General features: G+C 45.5%; 22 protein-coding genes. 7 read left to right on the top strand and 15 right to left on the bottom strand.

Annotation, left to right across the window (positions count from 1 at the left end; all coding sequences use genetic code 11):
* Positions 1–187 precede the first annotated feature (187 nt).
* Positions 188–865 (top strand): carbonic anhydrase, encoded by a 678-nt coding sequence (locus JGUZn3_RS11910; protein ID WP_203413716.1) that lies wholly within the window; start codon positions 188–190, stop codon positions 863–865.
* A 125-nt stretch (positions 866–990) separates the two neighbouring features.
* A complete protein-coding gene (locus JGUZn3_RS11915) occupies positions 991–1,905 on the top strand; it encodes an exonuclease/endonuclease/phosphatase family protein (RefSeq protein WP_203413717.1) in 915 nt (304 codons plus the stop codon).
* A gap of 172 nt (positions 1,906–2,077) precedes the next feature.
* Here the strand turns inward: JGUZn3_RS11915 and JGUZn3_RS11920 are convergent, their stop codons facing one another.
* Positions 2,078–2,857 (bottom strand): DUF2076 domain-containing protein, encoded by a 780-nt coding sequence (locus tag JGUZn3_RS11920; RefSeq protein ID WP_203413718.1) that lies wholly within the window; start codon positions 2,855–2,857, stop codon positions 2,078–2,080.
* A 214-nt stretch (positions 2,858–3,071) separates the two neighbouring features.
* Between JGUZn3_RS11920 and JGUZn3_RS11925 the strand changes: the two genes are divergently transcribed.
* A complete protein-coding gene (locus JGUZn3_RS11925; RefSeq protein ID WP_203413719.1) occupies positions 3,072–3,947 on the top strand; it encodes a glycine--tRNA ligase subunit alpha in 876 nt (291 codons plus the stop codon).
* Positions 3,948–3,960: 13 nt separating this feature from the next.
* Positions 3,961–6,039, top strand: coding sequence for a glycine--tRNA ligase subunit beta (glyS, locus tag JGUZn3_RS11930; RefSeq protein WP_203413720.1), 2,079 nt, complete (start codon positions 3,961–3,963; stop codon positions 6,037–6,039).
* Here glyS and JGUZn3_RS11935 read toward each other — a convergent pair.
* The 8 genes from JGUZn3_RS11935 to JGUZn3_RS11970 form a co-directional block, all read right to left on the bottom strand.
* The gene (locus tag JGUZn3_RS11935; RefSeq protein ID WP_203413721.1) at positions 6,020–6,679 is read right to left on the bottom strand and encodes a hypothetical protein; all 660 of its coding nucleotides are present in this window, start codon (positions 6,677–6,679) and stop codon (positions 6,020–6,022) included. The two genes, glyS and JGUZn3_RS11935, sit on opposite strands and share 20 nt — an antisense overlap.
* A 36-nt stretch (positions 6,680–6,715) precedes the next feature.
* On the bottom strand, positions 6,716–7,237 hold the full coding sequence (gene infC / locus JGUZn3_RS11940) for a translation initiation factor IF-3 (RefSeq protein ID WP_203414931.1): 522 nt from the start codon (positions 7,235–7,237) through the stop codon (positions 6,716–6,718).
* A gap of 234 nt (positions 7,238–7,471) precedes the next feature.
* Positions 7,472–9,403 carry a threonine--tRNA ligase gene (thrS, locus tag JGUZn3_RS11945; protein WP_203413722.1) on the bottom strand — a complete coding sequence of 644 codons (1,932 nt, stop codon included), beginning with the start codon at positions 9,401–9,403 and terminating at the stop codon, positions 7,472–7,474.
* 16 nt (positions 9,404–9,419) lie between these two features.
* Positions 9,420–10,340: a glycosyltransferase family 9 protein gene (locus JGUZn3_RS11950; protein ID WP_203413723.1), complete on the bottom strand. Its 921-nt coding sequence runs from the start codon at positions 10,338–10,340 to the stop codon at positions 9,420–9,422.
* A 1,534-nt stretch (positions 10,341–11,874) separates the two neighbouring features.
* Positions 11,875–13,122 carry a glycosyltransferase family 4 protein gene (locus JGUZn3_RS11955; protein ID WP_203413724.1) on the bottom strand — a complete coding sequence of 416 codons (1,248 nt, stop codon included), beginning with the start codon at positions 13,120–13,122 and terminating at the stop codon, positions 11,875–11,877.
* A 244-nt stretch (positions 13,123–13,366) separates the two neighbouring features.
* Positions 13,367–14,254: an SDR family oxidoreductase gene (locus JGUZn3_RS11960; protein WP_203413725.1), complete on the bottom strand. Its 888-nt coding sequence runs from the start codon at positions 14,252–14,254 to the stop codon at positions 13,367–13,369.
* A gap of 14 nt (positions 14,255–14,268) precedes the next feature.
* Positions 14,269–14,553, bottom strand: coding sequence for a hypothetical protein (locus tag JGUZn3_RS11965; protein WP_238996829.1), 285 nt, complete (start codon positions 14,551–14,553; stop codon positions 14,269–14,271).
* Positions 14,554–14,656: 103 nt separating this feature from the next.
* Entirely contained in the window at positions 14,657–15,325 is a 669-nt protein-coding gene (locus JGUZn3_RS11970; RefSeq protein ID WP_203413726.1) for a glutathione S-transferase family protein, read from the bottom strand.
* 310 nt (positions 15,326–15,635) lie between these two features.
* Between JGUZn3_RS11970 and minC the strand changes: the two genes are divergently transcribed.
* The 3 genes from minC to minE all read left to right on the top strand — a co-directional run bounded on the left by minC (position 15,636) and on the right by minE (position 17,504).
* Positions 15,636–16,349, top strand: a complete 714-nt coding sequence (gene minC, locus JGUZn3_RS11975; RefSeq protein WP_203413727.1) for a septum site-determining protein MinC — start codon at positions 15,636–15,638, stop codon at positions 16,347–16,349.
* A gap of 73 nt (positions 16,350–16,422) precedes the next feature.
* A complete protein-coding gene (minD, locus tag JGUZn3_RS11980; protein ID WP_203413728.1) occupies positions 16,423–17,238 on the top strand; it encodes a septum site-determining protein MinD in 816 nt (271 codons plus the stop codon).
* Positions 17,235–17,504: a cell division topological specificity factor MinE gene (gene minE / locus JGUZn3_RS11985; RefSeq protein WP_203413729.1), complete on the top strand. Its 270-nt coding sequence runs from the start codon at positions 17,235–17,237 to the stop codon at positions 17,502–17,504. The genes minD and minE overlap by 4 nt, the downstream gene beginning before the upstream one ends.
* 5 nt (positions 17,505–17,509) lie before the next feature.
* Here the strand turns inward: minE and JGUZn3_RS11990 are convergent, their stop codons facing one another.
* The 6 genes from JGUZn3_RS11990 to JGUZn3_RS12015 form a co-directional block, all read right to left on the bottom strand.
* On the bottom strand, positions 17,510–19,345 hold the full coding sequence (locus JGUZn3_RS11990; RefSeq protein WP_238996830.1) for an ABC transporter ATP-binding protein: 1,836 nt from the start codon (positions 19,343–19,345) through the stop codon (positions 17,510–17,512).
* Positions 19,346–19,558: 213 nt separating this feature from the next.
* The gene (locus JGUZn3_RS11995; RefSeq protein ID WP_408871749.1) at positions 19,559–20,011 is read right to left on the bottom strand and encodes a SufE family protein; all 453 of its coding nucleotides are present in this window, start codon (positions 20,009–20,011) and stop codon (positions 19,559–19,561) included.
* A 143-nt stretch (positions 20,012–20,154) separates the two neighbouring features.
* Positions 20,155–21,468 carry an ATP-dependent protease ATPase subunit HslU gene (gene hslU, locus JGUZn3_RS12000; RefSeq protein WP_203413730.1) on the bottom strand — a complete coding sequence of 438 codons (1,314 nt, stop codon included), beginning with the start codon at positions 21,466–21,468 and terminating at the stop codon, positions 20,155–20,157.
* Positions 21,468–22,067: an ATP-dependent protease subunit HslV gene (gene hslV / locus JGUZn3_RS12005; RefSeq protein WP_203413731.1), complete on the bottom strand. Its 600-nt coding sequence runs from the start codon at positions 22,065–22,067 to the stop codon at positions 21,468–21,470. Before hslV ends, hslU begins: the two co-directional genes overlap by 1 nt.
* A gap of 349 nt (positions 22,068–22,416) precedes the next feature.
* Positions 22,417–22,917: a response regulator gene (locus JGUZn3_RS12010; RefSeq protein WP_203413732.1), complete on the bottom strand. Its 501-nt coding sequence runs from the start codon at positions 22,915–22,917 to the stop codon at positions 22,417–22,419.
* A 285-nt stretch (positions 22,918–23,202) separates the two neighbouring features.
* The gene (locus tag JGUZn3_RS12015; RefSeq protein WP_203413733.1) at positions 23,203–23,397 is read right to left on the bottom strand and encodes a hypothetical protein; all 195 of its coding nucleotides are present in this window, start codon (positions 23,395–23,397) and stop codon (positions 23,203–23,205) included.
* Positions 23,398–23,577 lie beyond the last annotated feature (180 nt).

A 23,577-nucleotide genomic window follows, 5' to 3' on the forward strand; every position in this document is an offset into this window, starting at 1 on the left:
GAAAAATCTATAAGTGCAAACCACGTCTTGCCTATTTCTACATCATAAAAAATACAAAAGATGTAAGCTCTTATTCCTGTTATTCATTTTTTTCACTAAATAGTATTCCCTCTCATAAATCTTGGCTTTACCTTATATTCGCCTCAAGAACGACATATCATCGCTTACAGAGAAAAGGATTTCATCTATGATATTAGAAAACAAAAATATCACCGCAAGCCTTATAGAGCTTCTTGAAGGCGTTGAACGTTTTCAGACAGAAATTTATCCCGAGAACAAAAAACTCTTTAACTATCTTTCAGACCAGCAATCCCCTCATACCCTTTTTATTACCTGCTCTGATAGCCGTATTGATCCTACCATGTTGATGCAAGCCAACCCTGGTGAGCTCTTCATTATGCGTAATATTGGCAATATTGTACCTGCTTATGGGGAAATGAACGGTGCCACAGCTTCTGCTATAGAGTATGCGGTCAGTATTGGTGTATCGCACATTATTATTTGCGGGCATTCCAATTGTGGAGCCATGAGCGCCATGCTTGCTCCACCAGAGAAACTGGATGCTATCCCCATGGTTAAAGCATGGTTACGCAATGCAGAAGCAGCCAAGGCGGTATCAAGTGCTTTAACTGCAGAAGATGCAGGCCCCATAACAGTTCGCAGTCTTTCTGAGCAAAACGTGCTCCTTCAGTTGGCCCATCTCCGCACCCACCCCAGTGTAGCAGCCGCACTAGCCAGAAAAGACCTTATCGTTCAAGGGTGGTTTTATGATATTGGCTCAGGCGAAGTCTTGATTTTGGATGAAAATACTCGCCATACCCTCCATATCCAGGAAGCTTTGAAGATTCTTCGCTCCACCTTGTAGACATTCTTGCCCCTTCCTTACAAGAGACAAAGTACTGTTTTGGATTGTAATACCCCTTAAAGCGAGTGTGTTCTTTAACAGTACTTTTTAATGGCTCTTGCATATTTATAAAGTGACTTTACTCTTTGAAAAGATTTTTATTTTTCTATCTGGTCTTTTTTTTCATTACGTTTTCTCCTCTTTTGCCTTCCCATGCTTTTGCGGACTCTCCTCTTGCATCTGAGCTCAAAGTTACCACCTGGAACCTGGAATGGTTTACAAATAAGGCCCCCCACCACGCCTTATTAGGAGAAAATGTAAAACCCAAATCCGAAACAGCCATAACTCACCTGATGGCAACCCGAAAAAAACTTCTCTCCCAGATCTTTGCCTTCCAGGAAGCTGACGACACACCTTTATTAGCAAGGCTCTTTCCTCCCTCTGAATACCAAATCTTTCTTAGCCAGGAGCTCCAGCCTATTGCCCAGCATGTTGGAATTGCCGTTACAAAAACCCTCCCTGTTATCCACCATGCTGACCTTCCCCTCGCCCTTATAAGGCAAGATATTCCTCATAGTTTGAGAAATGGAGTTGATATTAGCGTAAAATTTCACGAAATCTGGATAAGAATACTGGCTGTACATTTAAAAAGCGGCTGCTGGGATGCCCCTTACCCTTCCCCCGCTCATAGTTGCCCCTTACTGCGCCAGCAAGTCTCCATTCTCTCCCAATGGGTTCAGGATAGGCTTACCCAGCACCAGCCCTTTATTCTTCTGGGAGACTTTAACCGTAGGCTTACTGTACATGATGAATTTTTTACGCAGCTTGACCCTACCCATACCCTCTTGCTGCTAACTGCCAACCAAGCCTCTCCCTGCCAAGGTGGGCAATATTTTATTGATCACATCATCCTTGCCTCTGCTGAAACAATTCAGCCAATCCCCCATAGCTTTAAGGTGGGACTTTATTCAAACGAGGGAGAACCCCCTGCATTTTCTCCCCCTTCTGATCATTGCCCGGTTTCTGTCTCTATAAAACTCGCCGTGCCATCACCCTCATAAGAAACCATCCCTTACAATACAATGCAAAACAGGCAAGCCAAGACGGCCCTGCCTGTTTCGTTTTAAGGAATAAATCTATGGGGTATAACTTTGGGGGGTATAACTTAATCTATCCGTTCGCTGGAAAGGTTAACCCCTTAAGAAGGCTTGGAAGGTTGGAGGAAAACTCCTCTTAAAAACTATCATCCCCCCAACTTCCGCCGTCAAAGCCGCTATCATCAAAACCACCTCCATCGAAATTATCGGCACCGGCATCGAAATTTTGATCGACAAAGGTTCCAGCGCCGGCAAAGGGATCGGAAGAGGCTGCCCCACCAAAACCTCCACTATCAGCGGCACCCAAAAAGCTATTATCTGCTGCTCCTGCCATTGGGTCCGAATGGTGGCTGAACAGGCTGGTTAGCGCATTGCCTACCATTACCCCACCAGCAACCCCAGCAGCCGTAGACAAGGCAGACCCCAAAAAGCCACTTCCCTGCCTTTGAAACATTCCTGGCTGATACCCAGGCGGATAAGCAGCCTGCGTAGGGGGAGCATATCTTTGCTGAGGTGGTGGAGCTGAAGGTTGTCCGCCCCAACCAGAGGGCGGGGCAGAGGCCGAGGAAGCGGCTGCTCCCCCCCCAAACAGAGTGCGGAAAAACCCACCCCCTGAAGGCTGACTTCCTACACGAGCTGCTGCTTGTTGCTGAACATAGTGCTGGGCTTGCTGTAACTCCCACTGGAGATGGCGTATACGATTTTGCGCTTCGGCCAGGGCCGCCTCCTGCACAACCGCCATTTGCGTTATACGATAGGCTGATTCAGGATATTTCTGGATATTTTCCTGAATGAACCGGTTAGCTTCAGGGTCAAGCGGGGGCAGGGTTGCTGGCACACTCCCTGCTGTTCCTGATTGTTGCCCACTTACACGTGCAAAAAAATTTGCAATAAGCTCTTTTTCATCGTTGTTCATGAATTCTATCCATCAGCCAATTTTGCTGTTATAAAACTGTTATAAATAAAGTACCTAACTATTATATGATAAACGCTTAATGAGAGAACAAGGTTTATTATCCATCCTTCACTAAGTCTCTTATTTCATGAGTATAACGTGTTAAAAGATTATAGATAAACAAAAAATTTGCCGCTTTTCCCCCTTTTTAAACTAAACACGCAAGGGTTATCTTATGTGTTCTGCCTCTTCTACCTCTGTTCTCTCCTTTCAAGATCTTATTCTTACATTACACAATTTTTGGTCCAAACAAGGCTGCGCAATCTTACAGCCTTACGATGTAGAAATGGGAGCGGGCACACTTTCGCCCCATACTTCCCTCAGAGCACTTGGCAAAACCCCCTGGAAAGCGGCCTATGTCCAACCTTGCCGCAGGCCCTCGGATGGACGCTACGGTGAAAACCCCAACCGCCTGCAGCATTACTACCAATATCAGGTTTTATTAAAACCCTCTCCTGACAATAGCCAACAACTTTTGATTGAGAGTTATAAAGCCATTGGGATTGATCCTTTGGCTCATGATATTCGATTTGTCGAAGATGATTGGGAGAACCCTACTATCGGGGCATGGGGGCTTGGTTGGGAAGTCTGGTGTGATGGGATGGAAGTGACCCAGTTTACCTATTTCCAGCAAGTGGGGGGCATTAGTACAGAGATCCCCTCAACAGAGTTAACCTATGGGCTAGAACGCCTGGCTATGTATGTGCAAGGGGTTGAAAATGTTTATGAGCTAAAATTCAATAATGAAGGGCTCACTTATGGGGATGTATTTTTACGTGCCGAACAGGACTATTCGCGCCATAATTTTGAACTCGCTAATACTGAAATTCTTTTTCGCCATTTTGCTGATGCCGAGCAAGAATCCCTCTCCCTCGCCCAAGCCGGTCTTGCCCAACCTGCTTATGATCAGTGCCTAAAAGCCAGCCATCTTTTTAACTTGCTTGATGCCAGGGGGGTTATCAGTGTAAACGAACGGGCTGCCTATATCGGCCGCGTACGCACTTTAGCCAAAGCCTGCTGTGAAGCATGGTTGGCTCACGAGAACCAATAGGCAGGAAACCACCATGAACGAGCTTTTTATTGAACTTTTTTCTGAAGAAATTCCTGCCAGAATGCAAAAAACGGGCGCTGAAACCCTTGGTCGATTAATAGGGGAAGCTCTAAAGCCGTTAAAAGTGCAGCAGGTAAAACTTTACAGCACACCAAGACGAATTGCGGGCTGTTTTATAGTAGAGGCCGAAATTCCCGCTTCTGTCATTTCAGAGCGTGGCCCCAGAGAAACAGCCCCAGAAAAAGCCCTTGAAGGATTTTTGCGCAAATTTCAGGCTACTCAAAATGAGTTGACCAAGGAAAACGGCTTTTGGGTTCTCCACCGAAATCAGCCAGCAATTCCTGCTGAAGCGTTTATTGCCAAAACCCTCCCAGAGTTATTATGGCAATTTCCTTGGCCAAAATCTCAACGCTGGGGAAAAGGCAGCACTTTCACATGGGTAAGACCTCTCCATAAGATCCTCTGCCTGTTGAATGGTAAGGTGGTATATTTCCCCCTCTCCCATAATGGCGATACTGGTCATGATGATACTGGCCACAATCTTTCCTCAGGCTCTGAAACGGCAGGCCACCACTTCCTTAGCTCTGGCTTTTTCTCAGTGAGCAGTTGTAAGGATTGGGAAGAAAAGCTTTCAAGCCATTTCGTTATTGCTGACACCGACCAACGACGCAAAACCCTTCTGCAAGGTCTGGAAAAGCTGACAGAAGCAGAAAATCTTACCATTGCTCCTGATACAGGACTGGTTGAAGAAGTAACAGGTCTGGTCGAATGGCCTGTTCCCTTCCTAGGGAGAATAGAGGAAAGCTTTATGGATTTACCCATAGAGGTCATGCAGGTTTCCATGCGCGTTAACCAACGGTATTTTACCTTACTGCATAAGGGAACCCATCAGCCTGCACCTTGGTTTGCTTTTGTTGCCAACATTCCCCCATCCGATGGGGGAACCCTCACCGTTAAAGGCAACGAGCGCGTATTAAGAGCCCGATTTGCCGATGCTCGTTACTTCTGGGATCATGATCGCAAAACCCCACTCTTCAGCAAGCTTGACCGTTTAAAGGCCGTAACCTTTCATGCCAAATTAGGCACCCAATTTGAAAGAACCCAACGCCTAATTTCCCTTAGCAGCTTTATTGCCAAAAATATTGGTGCTTCCCCCACTTTAGCAGAACGCTCAGCCCTGCTTTGTAAAATTGACCTCACCACCGGAATGGTAGGGGAATTTCCTGAACTACAAGGCGTTATGGGGGGCTATTATGCCTTGCATGATCAAGAAGATCCTGCCTGTGCCCAAGCCATTACCGAGCACTACAGCCCTAAAGGCGTCAATGATGGAGTACCTACAGCCCCTGTTTCTATCAGCCTTGCCCTGGCCGATAAAATTGATACTCTTGCGGGCTTTTTTGCAGTGGGAGAAAAACCCACTGGCTCGGGTGACCCTTACGCCTTGCGCAGGGCAGCCTTAGGAGTGTTACGAATGATTAGGGAAAACCAACTTTCCCTAGCACTTGAAGAAACTTTCCAATACGCTCTTTCTCTTTACCCTGAAACGCTTTCCCAACCTGAGACCCTACAGGAGCTTATGGAGTTTATTAGAGAACGCCTTCGCATTCAACTCCGTAGCGAAGACGTCCCCCACGATATTCTTGCGGCCATTTTGTCTGCTGCCTCTCTTCTGGACGTCAACCAAATTGTAGAGCGCATAAAACATCTCACACAATTCCTAAAAACAGAAGAAGGTCTTAACCTGTTGGCCGTTGTTAAAAGGGCAAATAATATTCTGCGCATTGAAAACCGCAAGGATGGCCCCCATCATGGCGATGTTACCCCTAACTTGCTCACAGAACCCAGTGAGCAAACCCTTTATAAGGTTTTTTCTAAGGTGCTTCCTGCGACCCAACAGGCACTGCAAGACAATAATTACCCTCAGGCTCTTACAGAACTTTCTTCAACCAGATCCATACTGGATACCTTTTTTGAAACTGTTACTGTTAACGATCCTTCGGAAGATTTACGAAAAAATAGGTTGAAACTTCTTTCCCAGCTTACTGAAATGGCCAAAAGCGTTGCGGATTTTACCCAAATTGATGGATAAGGGCGCAGCCTCCAATACTGCCCATAAGATCCCAATACTGCCCATAAGATCCCAATACTGCCCATAAGATCCCAATACTGCCCATAAGATCCCAATACTGCCCATAAGATCCCAATACTGCCCATAAGATCCCAATACTGCCCATAAGATCCCAATACTGCCCATAAGATCCCAATACTGCCCATAAGATCCCAATACTGCCCATAAGATCCCAATACTGCCCATAAGATCCCAATACTGCCCATAAGATCCCAATACTGCCCATAAGATCCCAATACTGCCCATAAGATCCCAATACTGCCCATAAGATCCCAATACTGCCCATAAGATCCCAATACTGCCCATAAGATCCCAATACTGCCCATAAGATCCCAATACTGCCCATAAGATCCCAATACTGCCCATAAGATCCCAATACTGCCCATAAGATCCCAATACTGCCCATAAGATCCCAATACTGCCCATAAGATCCCAATACTGCCCATAAGATCCCAATACTGCCCATAAGATCCCAATACTGCCCATAAGATCCCAATACTGCCCATAAGATCCCAATACTGCCCATAAGATCCCAATACTGCCCATAAGATCCCAATACTGCCCATAAGATCCCAATACTGCCCATAAAAAAAGGAAGCAAATGCTTCCTTTTTTTATTTCTGCTATAGCAAAAAATCTATTTCGGTACCAAAATCATGATCATCTGCCTATTTTCAAGTTTAGGCATTTGTTCAACCTTGGCAAACTCTTCCATATCGGTGCGAATGCGATCCAACACATTAACACCAAACTCCTGATGGGCCATTTCACGACCCCGGAACCGCAGCGTAACCTTTACCTTATCCCCATCGTCGATAAAGCTCTTCATCGCCCGCAACTTAACATTATAGTCATTTTGATCAATATTAGGGCGTACCTTAATTTCTTTGATCTCTATAACTTTCTGTTTCTTCCGCGCTTCATTACGCTTTTTTTGCTGTTCGTATTTAAATTTTCCATAATCCAGAATCTTAACAACAGGTGGGTCTGCATTCGGGCTGATCTCTAATAGATCAAGGCCAACAGCATAAGCCTGTTCCAGGGCTTCCTTCATGGAAACAACACCGTGCATATTTCCTTCTGCATCAATAAGACGAACTTGCGGTACACGGATCTCTTCATTTACTCGTGGCCCTTCGCGGGTAGGCGGTGCGGGCATAGGGGGTCTAGCTATGGTCAACTCCTTTTAAAAATTCCAATCAATCATTCATTTTTGAAAAACGATAAAACAGAAAAAAAAGTTTACATTTTTACCTGTTATTATTTTTACTGTTGAAAAATAATCGTTTCACTGCCAGCCTGCAAGAGAATATTTTTGGGGAAACCCAGATTAAGCCTGTATTTCCCCTTTGAAAGCTGCTTTCTCATCACTTTCACTTGAAAAACATCCAATCTAGTGATGATCCCGCACATCTGGGGCTAAAGCCTCGGCACTTAAGCATGCAAGAGCTTCGTTTAACGGTAAAACCTCCTGGGCTGAACTGCCTAGCCTTCTTATCGCAACACTTCTCTCTTCTGCCTCCTTGCGGCCCACAACCAAAATGAGGGGAACATGCTTTACGCTATGCTCACGAATTTTAGCGTTAATCTTTTCGTTCCGTATATCTGTTTCAACGGCCATACCAACTTTTCTAAACTGCTCAGCCACTTCTTGGGCATATTCCCCTACATCGCTGACAATAGATGCCACCACAAGTTGAACAGGTGCTAACCATAAAGGGAAACGTCCGGCATGCTGCTCAATTAAAATACCAATAAAACGCTCAAAAGAGCCGAGAATAGCCCGATGCAACATCACCGGCCTGTGTCTGGCACTATCTTCTCCAATAAAAGAAGCATCAAGACGTTCGGGCAAAACATAATCGACCTGCAAGGTTCCACATTGCCAATCACGACCAATCGCATCCCGCAACACAAATTCTAGCTTGGGGCCATAAAATGCCCCTTCCCCTGGGTTGAGCTCGTATTCCATCCCCACCGTTTTGCAGGCCTCCTTAAGGGAATTTTCGGCCCTGTCCCACAAAGCGTCATCACCGGCTCTAACCTCTGGACGATCAGAAAACTTAATGCGAAATTCCTCAAAGCCTAGATCTTTGTAAACCTCACGGAGCATAAGAACAAAACGGGCTGTTTCATCGGCAATTTGATCTTCCTGGCAGAAAATATGCGCGTCATCCTGCACAAAGGAACGAACCCGCATTAACCCATGCAAAGCGCCAGATGGCTCAAATCGATGACAAGCTCCAAACTCTGCCATACGCAAGGGAAGCTCCCGATATGATCGTAACCCATGGCGGAAGATCTGAACGTGACAAGGGCAGTTCATGGGTTTTAAGGCATAGGTTTTATCCTCATCCTCAACACTGGCAATAAACATGTTTTCGCGGAATTTTTCCCAGTGCCCAGAAGCCTCCCACAGCGAGCGGTCTACCAATTGAGGAGAACGCACTTCCTCATATCCGTGCCTAGCCTGCATACGGCGCATATAATCCTGCAAAGTTACATACAAGCGCCAGCCCTTGGCATGCCAAAAAACAGAACCAATAGCCTCTTCTTGAAAATGGAACAAATCCATTTCACGGCCAATGCGCCTATGATCTCGCTTTTCGGCCTCTTCTAGTTGGTGAAGATAGGCTTCCAGCTCTTTTTGGTCCCGCCAGGCTGTGCCATAAATACGGGTCAGCATGGGGTTGCGATGATCCCCTCGCCAATAAGCGCCAGCAACTTTCATAAGCTTGAAAGCTTTGCCTATAGCGCCTGTGGAAGGCATGTGGGGGCCACGGCAAAGATCCAGCCATTCTCCCTGACGATAAACCGATATAGGCTCCTCTTCTGGCAAGTCACGGATAAGCTCTGCCTTAAAGCGCTCGCCCTTATTTTCAAAAAATTCTATGGCTTTATCACGCGGCCACACCTCACGCACAAATTTTTCATCCCGTGAGACAATCTCATGCATCTTTGCTTCAATGGCTGGAAAATCTTCAGAAGAAAACGGCTCATTGCGTGAAAAATCGTAATAAAAGCCATTCTCTACGGCAGGGCCAATCGTTACCTGCGTTCCTGGGTATAAACTCTGAACAGCCTCTGCTAGCACGTGTGCTGCATCATGGCGAATAAGCTCCAGGGCTTCCTTGTCCTTGCGGGTTACAAAGCGCACATGGGCATCATGGTCAACTTCTGTGCTCATATCCACCAACTTGCCATCCAACTCCATGACAAGGGCTGCACGAGCAAGGCCTGCCCCAATGGAGGATGCAATAGTTGTGCCTGTTACTGCCGTGTCAAACTGATGAACTGAACCGTCTGGCAGGGTAATGGCAGGCATGGAAACACTCCGTTTACTAAATAATTTCTGATATCGCTCTTTTAACACACTCTTCAGAAAGATTGGCTAAATCCGGTTCTTTTAAAACCCTAACCTGGCCATCCCTCTGCCCACGCGGGGCTGTCAGTTCAGGTTTGCTCTCCTGGGAAAACAAAACTACACATGGGCACCCCATCAACGCAGCCATATGCATAGGGCCCGTATCGTTCCCTAAGGCAAAATGGGCTTTTGCGGCAAGTGCTGCAAGATCTGTAAGTGCTGTTTTTCCTGTAAGGTCAATGGCAGAAGAACAATAACTGAGTATTTCCTCAGCCAAGGTTTTATCTGCTGCTGAACCAACAACCACTGTTCTTAGTATATAGTGCTTTTCAAGCCAAGCGGCAATATGCCCAAAATAAGCAGCAGGCCAGCGTTTAGCCGGACGGTGTGGGGCTGCACCAGGAACAAAAAGACTATAATGCTGAGGCAGACCGAAGGAGGAGATAGGCCCTGCTAGCCAGCTTAAATCAAACACGGGAAATTCTGTTATTCCCGCCTCAACAAGCTGGTCTTTCTGGCGGTCAAGCGTATGCATAAAATTACGGTGGGGATTCCTGTGTCTGTGAGAGGCCCTCTGTGCAATACCTGACCATAATGGCCTGCCGGCAAGGTAATAATAGAAGCTGGAGCGAGAAGAGGTTTGCAGGTCGTAAACAAAGTCAAACCCTTTAATTGTTTCGTGCAGGGTCCAAACTCTTGAGATTTGCCACCATTTAGGGCGACTATCTATAAGGACGGTATCAAACCAGGGAGAGCGTTGGGCTAAATCAACATAGGGGCGTGTGGTCAGCAGAGTAATATGATCAGTTTGATGTTTTTTCCGTATGGCGGCAAAAGCACTGAAACTGAGAACAAAATCGCCCAATGCCCCTAAGCGTATCACAAGAATTCGTGCCAAATTCGACCTACTTCCTTCCCAGCCTCATACCGGTTATGATGGGGTTCAAAGAGAACCCGCTTTCTTGCTTCTATTAGCAATATCGCAACCCTGAGGCAAGAAAGCTCTCCCCTTCTCCCATATCCTTCATCAGAGCTGATGGCTCATGCCACACAAGAGAGCACTTTTCTCTCATAGTAATTTCTAATAGCACTCACAAATACAGAGCCCAAATACAGTGCAAAGCCCAAACAGAGGCATTCTACGATACTCACAACCCCTATCACCGGATTCCCTCTGTTCACTGGGTTCCTGCCACCGGGTTCTCCAAAACCCACCTGAGAGAGTCTGTGCGAGTGGCAAGAGACATTCAAAACCAGAAGAGCAAGCGCTAGAACAACTCTCTCCAGAGATGCTCTGGTGACAGAAAGTCTCTATCCAAAGTACCAACGCGCAAGGCATCCATATAAAGCCCTAAGAAGAGGAAGATATTCTCTGCGCATGATATCCTCTGCACACATTATGCCTGACAGGCAGAATACCTTACAAGCAGACTGGCGGGTAATCCATCGAGCACTTAACGGCACGCTCGTCTATGACGACACACTCATCTATATAAGAGGAGACATGTTCAGCTTAATACCAAACATGGCCCTAATGACAACCCCATAAAAGGATAAGACTGTACAATAGACGCTTAGCGTCCTGTGCTGCATCAAAGAGGTGGAATAAGGAAAACACTGCCGCCCCGCTTACAGCTCTGCCAAGAGTTGGACAGCCTAATGGTTCAGAGAAGACTTGAGCAAAACAGGAGAAGATATAGTGATGACACCCCCCACTAGCGCCAGCAGAAAAGCCAGCCTCAAGCTAATATTTTGCACTCCCTCCCCCTTCCTCAAATGATCCTGTTTTACAGTAAGGACAGCCCCTGGTTTTCATTGCCATGCACATAAATTTCCATGGTGTCTACCAGGTGAGAGACATCCACGTTTACTCGAAACGTTGAAAGACAAACCCGAACATAATAATGGGGGTTATGGGGGTGGTTATAAATGTTGGAAAAGAGTGTCGATAATCTTTCGAGAGAAGGATGAGAAGAAAGTGTATCAAGATGAAGAAAGAAAATTTACAGCATTCGCCGTACTATCAAATGATCCTGCCAAATAGGCCTACCAAATGAGCCTGCAAGAGACATATCCCCGTTATAAAGCGATAAATTGCATAATATTGACGGCTTTTACAATTTTATGCCGAGTTTATAAGGGATCCTCCTACACCCTTTGAGGAGGAAATCTCCTATGATATGAAAGAGGCATAATTCAAGACAGAGGTTCTGAAGAGGGATTTGCTCGCGCTATCAGGAAAGTTAAAGAACTCTCCACAGAAGAACACGTGCTCCACAATATTCTTGATTCTTGTGAGCCTTTCCCTGATCCCATAACGAACCTCAACAAGCTTGGTTGAAACGGAAATCAGGAACTATACAAACCCATACGCGGCTTGCATGGTTCACGGCCAAACCATAACCTATTTAGGCCACCTTCCCTCAATATCTTTATCTTGTATTTACCTTACTTTCCGCTTCAATCATCACCCCATTTTCTTGCGTGATCAAGAAATCATCCTGTGTGAGCTGCAAAGAAGGGGGAAGAAGCTCGTTATAGACGCTTAGCGTCCTTTGCTGCATCAAAGAAGTAGAATAATGCTCCTTTATGAAGTCTCTGGCTCTTATCCCCATCTCTTGGCGGGAATGAAGTGGCATCGCCATAATCTCTAAAAGACGGGCAGCCATGGCCTCATTATTATGCGGGGGAACCAAAAAACCTGTTACTCCATCCATAACGGTTTCTTTCAACCCTCCATGAGCAGCAGCAATAACCAGGCATTGCATTGCTTGAGCCTCTATGGCCACACGGCCAAAGGGTTCCGGTTTTAATGAAGGGATGACCACAATATCAGCCAAAGCATAAGCAATAGACATTTGGCTACAATGGCCTACCAAACGTACATGTGAAGCAATACCCAGCTCTTCAGCTAAGGCCAATAATTTATTGGCATATGGTTCGTGTCCCCTTATCTCTCCCACGCAAACACACAGCCAATTGGCAGGAAGCAGGCCCTGTTTTTTTAAAAACCCCAGCGTGTGAAAAAACCAACCATGGCCTTTCCATTCCGTGAGGCGTGCCGGCAACATAACCACATAACTGTCAATCGGAATATACCATTTTAAGGCCAGTTCATGGATTTGCATGCCGGTAACCTTGAGAGGGTCAAAATATTCCATATCCGCCCCCCGCGGAATAAGACGTAGACGATCAGGCTGAACATTATAGTGGGTATGCAGACGTTGGGCTATAAATTCACTAATGGCGATAACCCGATCCCCTGACGCCAAAACAGCATTATAATATTTTTTTCCTGGAAAAGTTTCTCCATGCACGCCATGCCATGTTGTAACCAAGGCTCGACCAACCTTACGGGCTGCCCAGCGCGCGCACCATGCAGGAGCCCGCGAACGGGCGTGAACAACATCAACCCCTTCTGCCTCGATAATCCTCTTAAGGGCCTGTGTATGACGGTAAAGGGAAATGACATCTTTCTTCCCTACCGGTAAGGGAATATGCTGCCCCCCAGCCCTACGCAACTGGGGCAACAGCTTACCGCCAGCACTCACGACCAAGGCTTTTCCACCCGCCTTGGTAATAGCCTCTGCCATTTCGACTGTCCCACGTTCTACCCCCCCACCATTTAAGGCAGGGAGAACCTGTAAAATAACAGCTTGTCTAAAAGAAGCCCGACCCATGACACCTTAATACCCAAACACTGCCCACAACACACCTTTAATTTTCACAATAATAGTTAATTTCATGACAACCCATGTTTAAAAATAGCTTACTGGGCAAAATACACCATTCATTTTTTGTGCCTGGCAAAGGCTCTTGCAAGGTCTCTGACAAAGCCTCTGGCAAAACCTTTGGCAAAACCTTTGGCAAAGTCTATCAAACTATTAATTTTATTTTAACTTTTTATAGGATTACAGAAATTTGTCAAAAACTATTAGGCTTATTTTCCTGTCTAAAAATAACCTTTAGCCCCTCTAATAGTGAGGGATATTGCCATTTTATATTAAGGCGTTTTTGGATGTACTCACTACTTACCCGCTTGTTAGAGTGCCAAAAGGCCCTTTGCAAGGGTGTCATCAACGGCAGGGCTTTTGAAAATGCCAGTGGCTGTGGAGGTTGCTGTTGAAGGCAACGATAAGCCTGTTCTATAACCAATCTCTGCTCTAAAGGGTGGCCGTCTACACAGTTGAGAACCCTTATATCGCTTTCTTGTGACGTCAGGGCGACAAAACTTGCCAACGCAATATCCTCAACATGGATATGATTAAAGTAATGGCCAGGTTTATACACATTCAGCACCCTATTGGCTTTGATCCGGTCAAACACTGAACGTCCTGGGCCGTAAATTCCCCCAAGGCGAAAAATATCCACCCGCGGGTAATTTTTTCTGGCACGACGCTGAAGACGCTGCCCTAAAGCCATCCATTGCTCTTCTATAGCCAGGCGTACCTTATTACGCGGAGTTTCCTTACAAGGAGGAGTTGTTTCATCAACCCACCCCCCATCGTGATCGCCATAGACGCCTATGGTAGAATAATAACCAATCCACTCCAGTTTTGATGCCTGCTCTATGGTCTTGCCGTAATGGGCAAGCACGACATCCTGCTCTCCAATGGGAGGAATACTCACTAAAAGATGGGTACAATCCTGTAAAAAAGCCCCTGCTTGCTCAAAAGCTACGGGGGTTACAAAATCCCCATAATAGCGAGGAAGAGTTCTAACCGTTCCTTTTACGTAAAAACCATGGCGGGAACATAAAGCCGCCGTTCTTCTAGCGCTATAGCCCAGACCAAAGATAAAAAGATTCTTCACAGCCTTCCCCAAGATTATCTCTGCTTGGACCCTCCTGACACCAGAATCCCTCTAACACCAGAAACTCCCTGGCGCCAAAAGCTGATGTTTTTAAGCACTCGTGAGGCATTATTGCGCGGTCCCATAGCTGTAAGCCGTGCACGGCGAGATCGGGCAATGGCGGGAAATAAGCGGGGCTGCATATGGCCTAGATCAAATTCTTTCATGCAGCGAGCATTCTCCCGATAGAAATCCTCAACGAATTGTGCAAAGGAAAAATCATCCAAAAACACATTAGCCCGAGTGACAACTATGATCAAATCCTTAGCCTACCTAGCAATCCTAGCTTGTCAAAATCGGAAAAGCCCCTGGTTTGCAGCAAGACTCGTCCAGCTGGGCTTTTGTTAAAAATCTAAATCAGCGTTAAAAATCCAGATCAGCATAGTGGATCGGCGGAGTAATCCCTGAGATTCGATCTTGCAATAATGACCGAAAACAGGGCCTACATTTTACACGGGCATACCATTCCTTTACGGCGGGAATGCGAGACCAGTCAATATCACCAATAAAATCCAACGATGAGAGATAGGCCGCTGCCGTAAGATCGGCCTGTGAAAAGAATGAACCAGCCAGCCATATCCGCATTTCAGCCAACCACCCCAGATATTCCAGATAAAAATAAAGAGCTGTGTAGCCTTGCCTTATAGCCGTGCCATCTGGGTTTCCCTTCCGCAAAAAACGCTTCATATATTTTTCACCCAGAAGTTTATCGGTCACTTCCTGAGAAAAAACCCCCTCCATCCACGAGACAAGCCGTCTAACCTCTACACGCTCCCCTAAGGTTCGCCCTAAAAGGGAAGTATCCGGATAGGCCTCTTCCAGATATTCAGAAATAGCGTAGGACTCCGGTATGGCAAGCCCATTTTCTTCAACTAGAACAGGCACAGTCCCTACGGGATTAAATTTTAAAAATTCTTCTCTCTTTTCCCATACCTTTTCTGTCATTAACTCAAACGGTAAACGTTTTTCGGCCAAAATAAGCCTAATTTTCCGGCATGCTGGTGATAAGGGGATATGATAGAGAATTCGCATTAAACAGCTGCTATATCTTGATGGGTTGGTAAATGGGGGATTTTAACGACAGATTTTTTTAATGGTAAAGCAAAAAAACAGCAAATCTTTTTTCCATAAAGATTTTCCCAATGAGAGAAGACACGTTATGAAACAAGGGTAGCACATTCGCAACAGTTTTATATTCTCTCAATATTGCACAGAGAAACTGCTAGTAATCTGCTTAATAAAAAGGCATGTTAATAAAAAAGCATGATACGCTTTATAATTTGTCTTTGTAAATATTTTATAGATCTATTGTAAATTTCTTCCAAGGTGATACGGCCAGCCCATGTCTGATATGACTCGTACCCTTCCTAAAATTCGTGCTCGGGGCCGCTCCTTCCTGGCTTTGGTTCTCTACCCTGAAGCCCCTTTAGCTGATTGGCTTCATAGCCTGGAACAGCAAATGGCCCATTCTTCGGATTTTTTTGCAGGGAAACCCGTTATTCTTAACCTGGAAATGATCGAAGAAACCACCGAAAACCTTTCTTCCCTTTATCAAGATGTTCAAGATAAAGGGTTGGTTATTATTAGCATAGAAGGTGGTGACCCAACCTGGCCAGCACTCAGCGAATGGACATGGCCTACCATATTAAGCGGTGGCCGCACCACCGACCCCATAGAACTTCCAGACCCACAAGCCGCCGAAAAAACTCCCCCACCCCCTTCTTGCCTCGTCATTGAGGAACCTGTAAGGTCCGGGCAAAGCATTACCTTTCCTTCCGGAGATATTGTTATTGTTGGGTCTGTCGCCTCTGGCGCAGAAATCTCAGCCGGCGGATCCATCCATATTTACGGCAGCCTACGTGGAAGGGCTATTGCGGGTATGAATGGCCAAAGTGATGCCCGCATCTTTACGAGCATGCTGTATGCTGAATTGCTAGCCATTAATGGTTTTTATATCACAGCTGAAGACATTAACCCCGAGTTTTTAGGAAAAAATACACAAACCCGCCTCATCGGCAATTCTCTTACTATCGAAATCCTTAAAAAACGGGTATAATTTAGTAGACCTCACTTGACCTTATGCTGTAAATACAGCCAAATACAGTTAAAAAATTTGAGAGGAAGAAACAATGGCCAAGGTGCTTGTTGTAACATCTGGCAAAGGAGGAGTTGGCAAAACCACAACAACAGCCGCCTTGGGAGCAGCGCTTGCCAAAATGGGAAATAATGTTGCGGTTGTTGACTTTGATGTCGGCCTCAGAAACCTTGACCTGGTTATGGGCGTGGAAAGGCGCGTTGTTTTTGATTTTATCAACGTTGTTCAAGGCGAAGCCAAGCTAAACCAGGCTCTTATTAAAGATAAGCGGGTGGAAAACCTCTCCATTCTTCCGGCCTCACAAACACGCGATAAAGATGCCCTTACCCCTGAAGGAGTGGCTGCTGTTATTGCTGAACTGAAAGAAAAGTTTGACTGGGTACTGTGTGACAGCCCCGCAGGAATTGAGCATGGAGCCCAAATGGCAATGTATCACGCTGATACCGCTGTTATTGTTACTAATCCTGAAATTTCTTCTGTCCGAGATAGCGACCGTATCATTGGCATGCTTGACAGCACAACAGAAAAAGCCAGAAACGGTCTTAAGGTTGAAAAATACCTGCTGCTCACACGCTATGACCCTGCCCGGGCTAACCGTGGTGAAATGCTTAGAACGGATGATATTCTGGAAATCCTCTCTATTCCTCTTATCGGTGTCATTCCTGAAAGTGAAGCCGTTTTGCGGGCTTCTAACCTTGGGAATCCTGTGGTCCTCTCTAACCCTGAAAGTGCCCCAGCAAAAGCCTATACCGATGCAGCCCGCCGCCTTACGGGTGAGAATATCCCTATAGAAATTCCTACTGAAAAGAAGAGCTTCTTTGACCGCCTGTTTAAAAGGAGTGTTGCATGAGTTTCTTTTCCAATTTCTTTACCCGCAATAGCTCTGCCCCCGTTGCACGAGACAGGCTTCAGATTCTCCTCTCTCATGAGCGTTCCAACAACGATCTTCCTCCTGATCTTTTAGCAAAACTTAACCGTGAAATTCTGGAAGTTATTAAAAAACATATTTCCATAGATCAGGAAAAAGTTCAGGTTAAGCTCGACCGTGGGCCGGTTTATTCTACTTTGGAAATTGATATTGAAGTTCCTAAGAGCAAAGAACTCGCTAAGCCATAAGGAAATTATCTTTTCATGCCTTGGGCTTTTAAAAGGTTTTGGAATACACCTGCTGTATTTTCTAAATGTTCAGGTGCGCCATCCTGAATAATTTTACCCTTTTGGAGCACCACTATACGATCAAACTGTTCCAGGGTGGAAAGGCGATGAGCAATGGCAATAACAGTTTTACCCACCATTAATTTATGAAGGACGTGCTGTATCTTCTTTTCGGTTTCCGTATCAAGAGCACTCGTTGCTTCATCAAAAATAATAACGGGCGCATTCTTTAAAAAAGCCCGTGCTATGGCTAAACGTTGTTTCTGACCGCCTGAAAGTCTTATTCCCTTTTCTCCAACCAGGGTCTCAAACCCTTCTGGTAAGCTCATAATAAATTCATAACATTCTGCAGCTTGCGCAGCCTGATACACTTCGGCATCCGTTGCCTCAAAACATCCATACCGGATATTCTCCTTAATAGAACGATGGAATAGACTCACCTCTTGGGGGACAACTGCAATTTGTTGCCTTAGCTGTTCTTCAGAAAGGGCTGTAATATCAACTCCATCAATACAAACCTTTCCCCTTGCGGGAGAATAAAAACCCAATAACAAAGAAAACAGCGTACTTTTCCCTGCGCCAGACGTCCCAACAAGCCCTACCTTTGTTCCTCGGTCAATTTTAAGAGTAAATCCCTCAAATAAATTATCCCGACCATGATAAGAAAAAGTAATATGATCAAATAAAACTTCTACAGCCAAAGAAGAAGCCTCTTGATTTTTCTGATATGCAGAATGAACGATTTGACCTTCTCTCGTCGCTTTATGCACTGTCTCATGGGGAGAAAGAAGTTTTTTCAACCCTTCGGCAAGTCTGGCCTGATGCTGTGTGGCATCGACCAACGCCACAGCGAGATCGCGCGTGCCGTGGAGAATCATAAACCCAAGCCCCACAACCATAACCACATCACCAAGAGTAGCGTTGCCGTTCTGCCAAAGGTAGACAACCCAGCATAATATGCCAGCTATGAGAAACGCTGTAAAAACAGCATGAACAAACCGAAGCTTTTCCATGTAGCGTAATGCTAAAGTTCGAGCCTGCATTTCTTTTTCTAGAGCCTTGCCCAGTCGGGCTGTTTCATAATGCTTCTGACCAAATAGCCGCACAAGGCCGATATTGCCTACTGCATCAATCATCTTCCCCTCTACATCTGAGGAGTATGTGGCATAATTCATATGGAGGGGTCGGCCTGTTAACCCCATTTTAAATAAGATAAAACATAAGAGGAGTGCTGAAAAAACAACACAGAACCCTAAATAGGGGCTGACTGTTAAAATAAGGCCAATAGAGTAAACAATGTTAATACAAGGGGGAATAACACTCCACGCCAAAAGATTCTCAAGAGAAAATACGGCCGAAGCAATAGCGGAAATACGCCCTGCCAAAGAGCCAGACATATTATTGGTAAAATACGTGGTGCTATGGCCGAGCAAATACCGAAACAGATCTTGGCGGATCTCTCCTGTAACCTTAACAAAAACACCAGAAGCAACCCAGCCAGCCCCTCGCCATAAAATATTATCAGCTGCAATAAAAGCCACCAACACTGCTAAAATGCGCCAAACAGGCCAAGGGCTCGCCCCTGAGCTTATAGAGACTTCCTTAAGCGTATCCACTAAAATACGTAAGGTATAAGAGGCAGCTGCACCACAGCCTAGAGCCATGGTAACTGTCAGAAAAACAAGAAAAAACGCGCCTTTATGAAAATAAACATACTGGAACAAAAATCTTAAAGGTTTGTCTGTATAAAGGGTGAGTTGTTTATCAGACAAAACAGAGTCTACAGCCACTGAAATGGGCATCTATAAACCTTATCAATGATTATTAAATCTGCACAACAATGCTCTAAAGCAAGAATTTCTCAATTGTTGCAATAATATCCATGAATTTTTGTATGTTCTGAAGGGACCACCCGCATGTTCATTTTATAAAAATAGGAATTGCCCTCCTCAATTTCTTGCACTGCGGAATGAGGGGTGATAAGCCAGCGTTTAATAAGACACTTTACTCAATTTTTACTCTGCCTGGAGATTATGGCGAGCCGTTTCTTGAATGACTTTAACCATGGAGGCTATACCATTTCCACGATTAGTAGATAAAGCTTCCAGCAGCCCCATTTCCTTAAGAAAATCCACTTTCGTTGTTAAAATTTCCTCTGGCGTACGCCCAGAATAAACACGTAATACCATGGCAACTAAGCCTGAAACAATTGCAGCATCTGATGCACCTGCAAAGTAAAGCTGGCCATCTTCCTTTGCAACCTCTAACCATACTTGGCTTTGACACCCTGGAATTTTATGCTGCTCATCAGCCCATTCCGGCGGATACGGTGGCAAGGTATGGCCAAGCTCTATAATATATTGATAACGCTGCATCCAGTCATCAAAAAGAGAGAGTTCGTCTTCCAACGCCGCAATAGCCTCTACTGCACTTTTCTCCTGAGGAATAACAAACGACGAAGCCACCATACCCATAACCTAACTTTACGAAAATAATCCCACGCTTTTCTGTAGCATTTTCTAAACAGTCCAAACATCTGAAGACCCCCATAAAAGGGTTATGTCTGTTATAGATTCTAAAAAACCCCAGATGGAAAGTTCCGGATGGGAAGTTAAAGAATAAAGCGGCTTAAGTCACCTTTTTTTGCCATAGGCGCAACTTTTTCCTGAACATCTTTTGCTTCTATCTTAATCTGCTCCCCATCATGCTCAGAGGCTGTAAAGGAGATATCCTCAAGAAGACGTTCCATAACCGTTGCCAATCGCCGGGCTCCAATGTTTTCCACACGGTCGTTAATATCAGCAGCCAAGTCAGCCAGGGCATCAATACTCTCTTCTGAAAAACCCAGACTGACCCCCTCCGTTTGCATCAAGGCTTTATATTGTTTTAGCAATGAATGTTCAGGCTCAGTTAAAATCCGCCGTAAATCCTCACGCGATAAGGGGGACAGCTCCACCCTGATTGGCAAGCGGCCTTGTAACTCCGGCAAGAGATCGGCCGGTTTGGCAACATGAAAGGCTCCAGAAGCAATAAAAAGAATATGGTCTGTTTTAACTGGACCATATTTGGTAGAAACGGTTGTCCCTTCTATAAGGGGAAGAAGATCCCTCTGCACCCCCTCGCGCGAGACATCCCCACCACGTGTCCCCCGCTCGCTACTGGTACAGACTTTGTCGATCTCATCCAAAAAAACAATACCGTGATTTTGGGCATGCTCAACAGCCTCATGAGCTATAGCATCATTATCAAGAAGGGCATCTGCCTCCTCTCGCTCCAGTGCTTCGCGGGCTTTCTTAACACTCATTTTGCGAGGCTGGGGCGATTTATTCATGAGCCCCTTCATCATATCGGTAAGATTAATGACGGTCCCAGGCATCATTCCGGGAAGATCCATCCCTGGAGAAGCCGGTGCTGCATCACTCACCGAAACTTCTACCTCCTTGTCTTCCAGCTCCCCATTTTGAAGCATACGCCGAAACTTGTTTCGTGTTTCTGCTGAGGCATTTTCTCCCACCAGCGCATCCAAAAGCCGGTTTTCTGCTCGCTCATGGGCAGCTTGCACCACATCCCGCCGTTTAACATCGCGAAGCATCCCCAAGGAGGCATCGACCAAATCACGGATAATACTTTCTACATCCCGGCCAACATAGCCAACCTCAGTAAATTTAGTGGCTTCCACCTTAAGAAACGGGGCCTGTGCCAGCTTTGCTAATCTACGGGCTATCTCGGTTTTTCCACAACCGGTCGGGCCAATCATCAAGATATTCTTGGGTACAATTTCCTCTCGCATTTCCAGCGGAAGCTGGGCTCTACGCCACCGGTTACGCAATGCAATCGCTACAGCCCGTTTAGCATCGTCCTGGCCAATAATATAACGGTCAAGCTCTGTTACAATTTCCCGTGGGGAAAGGGTTGGAATCTCCATTACTCATCCCCTTCAGATTCAGTATATTCCAAAGTTTCCAGAATTAGAGAATGGTTCGTATAAACGCAAATATCGCCTGCAATCTTCATCGCTTTACGAGCAATCTCCTCTGCATCAAGGGTCTCTATTCCAATTAAGGCCCGTGCCGCTGAAAGGGCAAAGTTCCCCCCCGATCCAATAGCAATAATGCCATCTTCCGGCTCTAACACATCTCCATTCCCGGTTAAAGTAAATGAATGATAAGCATCGGCTACGGCCATCATGGCCTCGAGTCGACGCAAGTAGCGATCTGTCCGCCAATCTTTGGCCAATTCAACACAGGCCCGTTCTAGCTGACGGGGATAACGCTCAAGCTTGGCCTCTAAACGTTCGAGCAGGGTAAAGGCATCGGCTGTAGCACCGGCAAAACCTGCTAAAATATCGTTATTATTCCCAATGCGGCGCACCTTGCGTGCATTGCCTTTAATAACAGTTTGCCCTAGTGTAACCTGGCCGTCACCAGCCATGGTCACCTTATTTCCCTTACGGACACATAAAATAGTGGTACCATGCCAACCAACGGGGTCATGGTTATTTGTAAAATGATGAATATTATACATAGCCATTATAAATAGAATTACTAAATGAAAACACAAGAGAGAGCAGCATGCGCAAAGCCAATAAAAAAGCAGGCTGTAAAACTTTTACCTCTTTATAGAGTAGTTTTATGAAAAGCCTTTTTTTTGTAAAAAGCGAGCGCAATAGAATTACTGCGTTTCATATCATCGCTTTCCCCCATAAAAAAGAACTTTCTTAAAAGACCCCTAAACTGAAACATCTCAGTACCTGGAGGAAAAGACATCAACAGAGATTCCGCTAGTAGTGGCGAGCGAACGCGGAGCAGGCCAGTAGCATGAGCGATATTGAACAGAACGGATTGGAAAGTATGGAATAAAAAATCACTGAAATTTATGGAGAAGAAACCAGCTCTTCGACCTTTTGCATTAAAGATGTTAACGAAAAAGGTTTAGTTAAAACCTGTATTTTTTTAGTAAGGGAAAGACCATTCGTTATGCCATGAGCATAGCCTGTGATAAAGAGAACCGATATAGCTGGCCAAATGGTATGAGCCAAACGGGCAACTTCTTGCCCATTCAACCCTGGTAGGCCAACATCGGTTAGAAGCAGATCAACCTGACGATTCTCCCCTTTCATGGCTTTTATCAGGCTTACGGCTGCCTGGCCATCTTCTGCCTGAAGAACAGAAAACTTCATATCATCTAGCAAATCAACAAGTAAGTTACGCAAAACAGAATCGTCTTCTACGAGCAAAATGGTTTTTTGTTTCATAGTTTTTGGCGCTAATACTGCAAAATTCTCTTTTTCAGAGAGATTGGGGAATAGATGAACCGAACCCTGCCCAAAAGAAGCAGAACAATAACATAATTCTCTTTTTATAAGGCTATCCATCTATACCTATCCCTAACCTATCGCTGGCCAACACAAAGCAACCTCTCTTCCTCGTCGTCATTCTTTTCTTTTTTGAAAAATACGTACAATCTTAACAGGGGATATAAGAGTTTTTCCAATCAATTCAGACCCTATCACTAGAAGTTCATCTTACCAGGGAGGGGACCAAAGAGGAGAAAAGACAAAACGCTGCCCGTTTCGGACAAACCTGGTCTTTACCCTCAAAAAAAGCAGGATGAAAATAAAGGCCAGTATCGGGTTGGGAGGGCTGGAAGATTGTGGTGATCACACCTGCAGAATCGGTCTGACCCGCTCTATTTTCTGCCTTTCTGTTTCTGCCTTCCTGCACAGCAGCTGGGCAAGATAGGTACGGGTTTCCTCAAAAGAGATCGCGTTTGTTTCCGACGAGAGTGGGGTGGAGGCCGGTTCCTTCCATTTGGGTAATCGTTGCCAGATGCGAGTACCATCTTCAATGCACATTTAGGCTTCAGTGCACATTTAGGGTGGGGCGCACGAGGTGAGGCGTATCTAAATGAGGGTATCTGGAGTTGGATATGTGGAGCGATGGAGGGCATCCAAGCCTATAAGGCGCCCAATAAGTGTTGGGAGAAGAAAAAGTATGAGAGCAGCCTTCTGTCCTCTGGCGCACTGGCAGAGAAT

Origin of the sequence: Entomobacter blattae (genome assembly GCF_014672835.1) — a bacterium.
Lineage (GTDB): Bacteria > Pseudomonadota > Alphaproteobacteria > Acetobacterales > Acetobacteraceae > Entomobacter > Entomobacter blattae.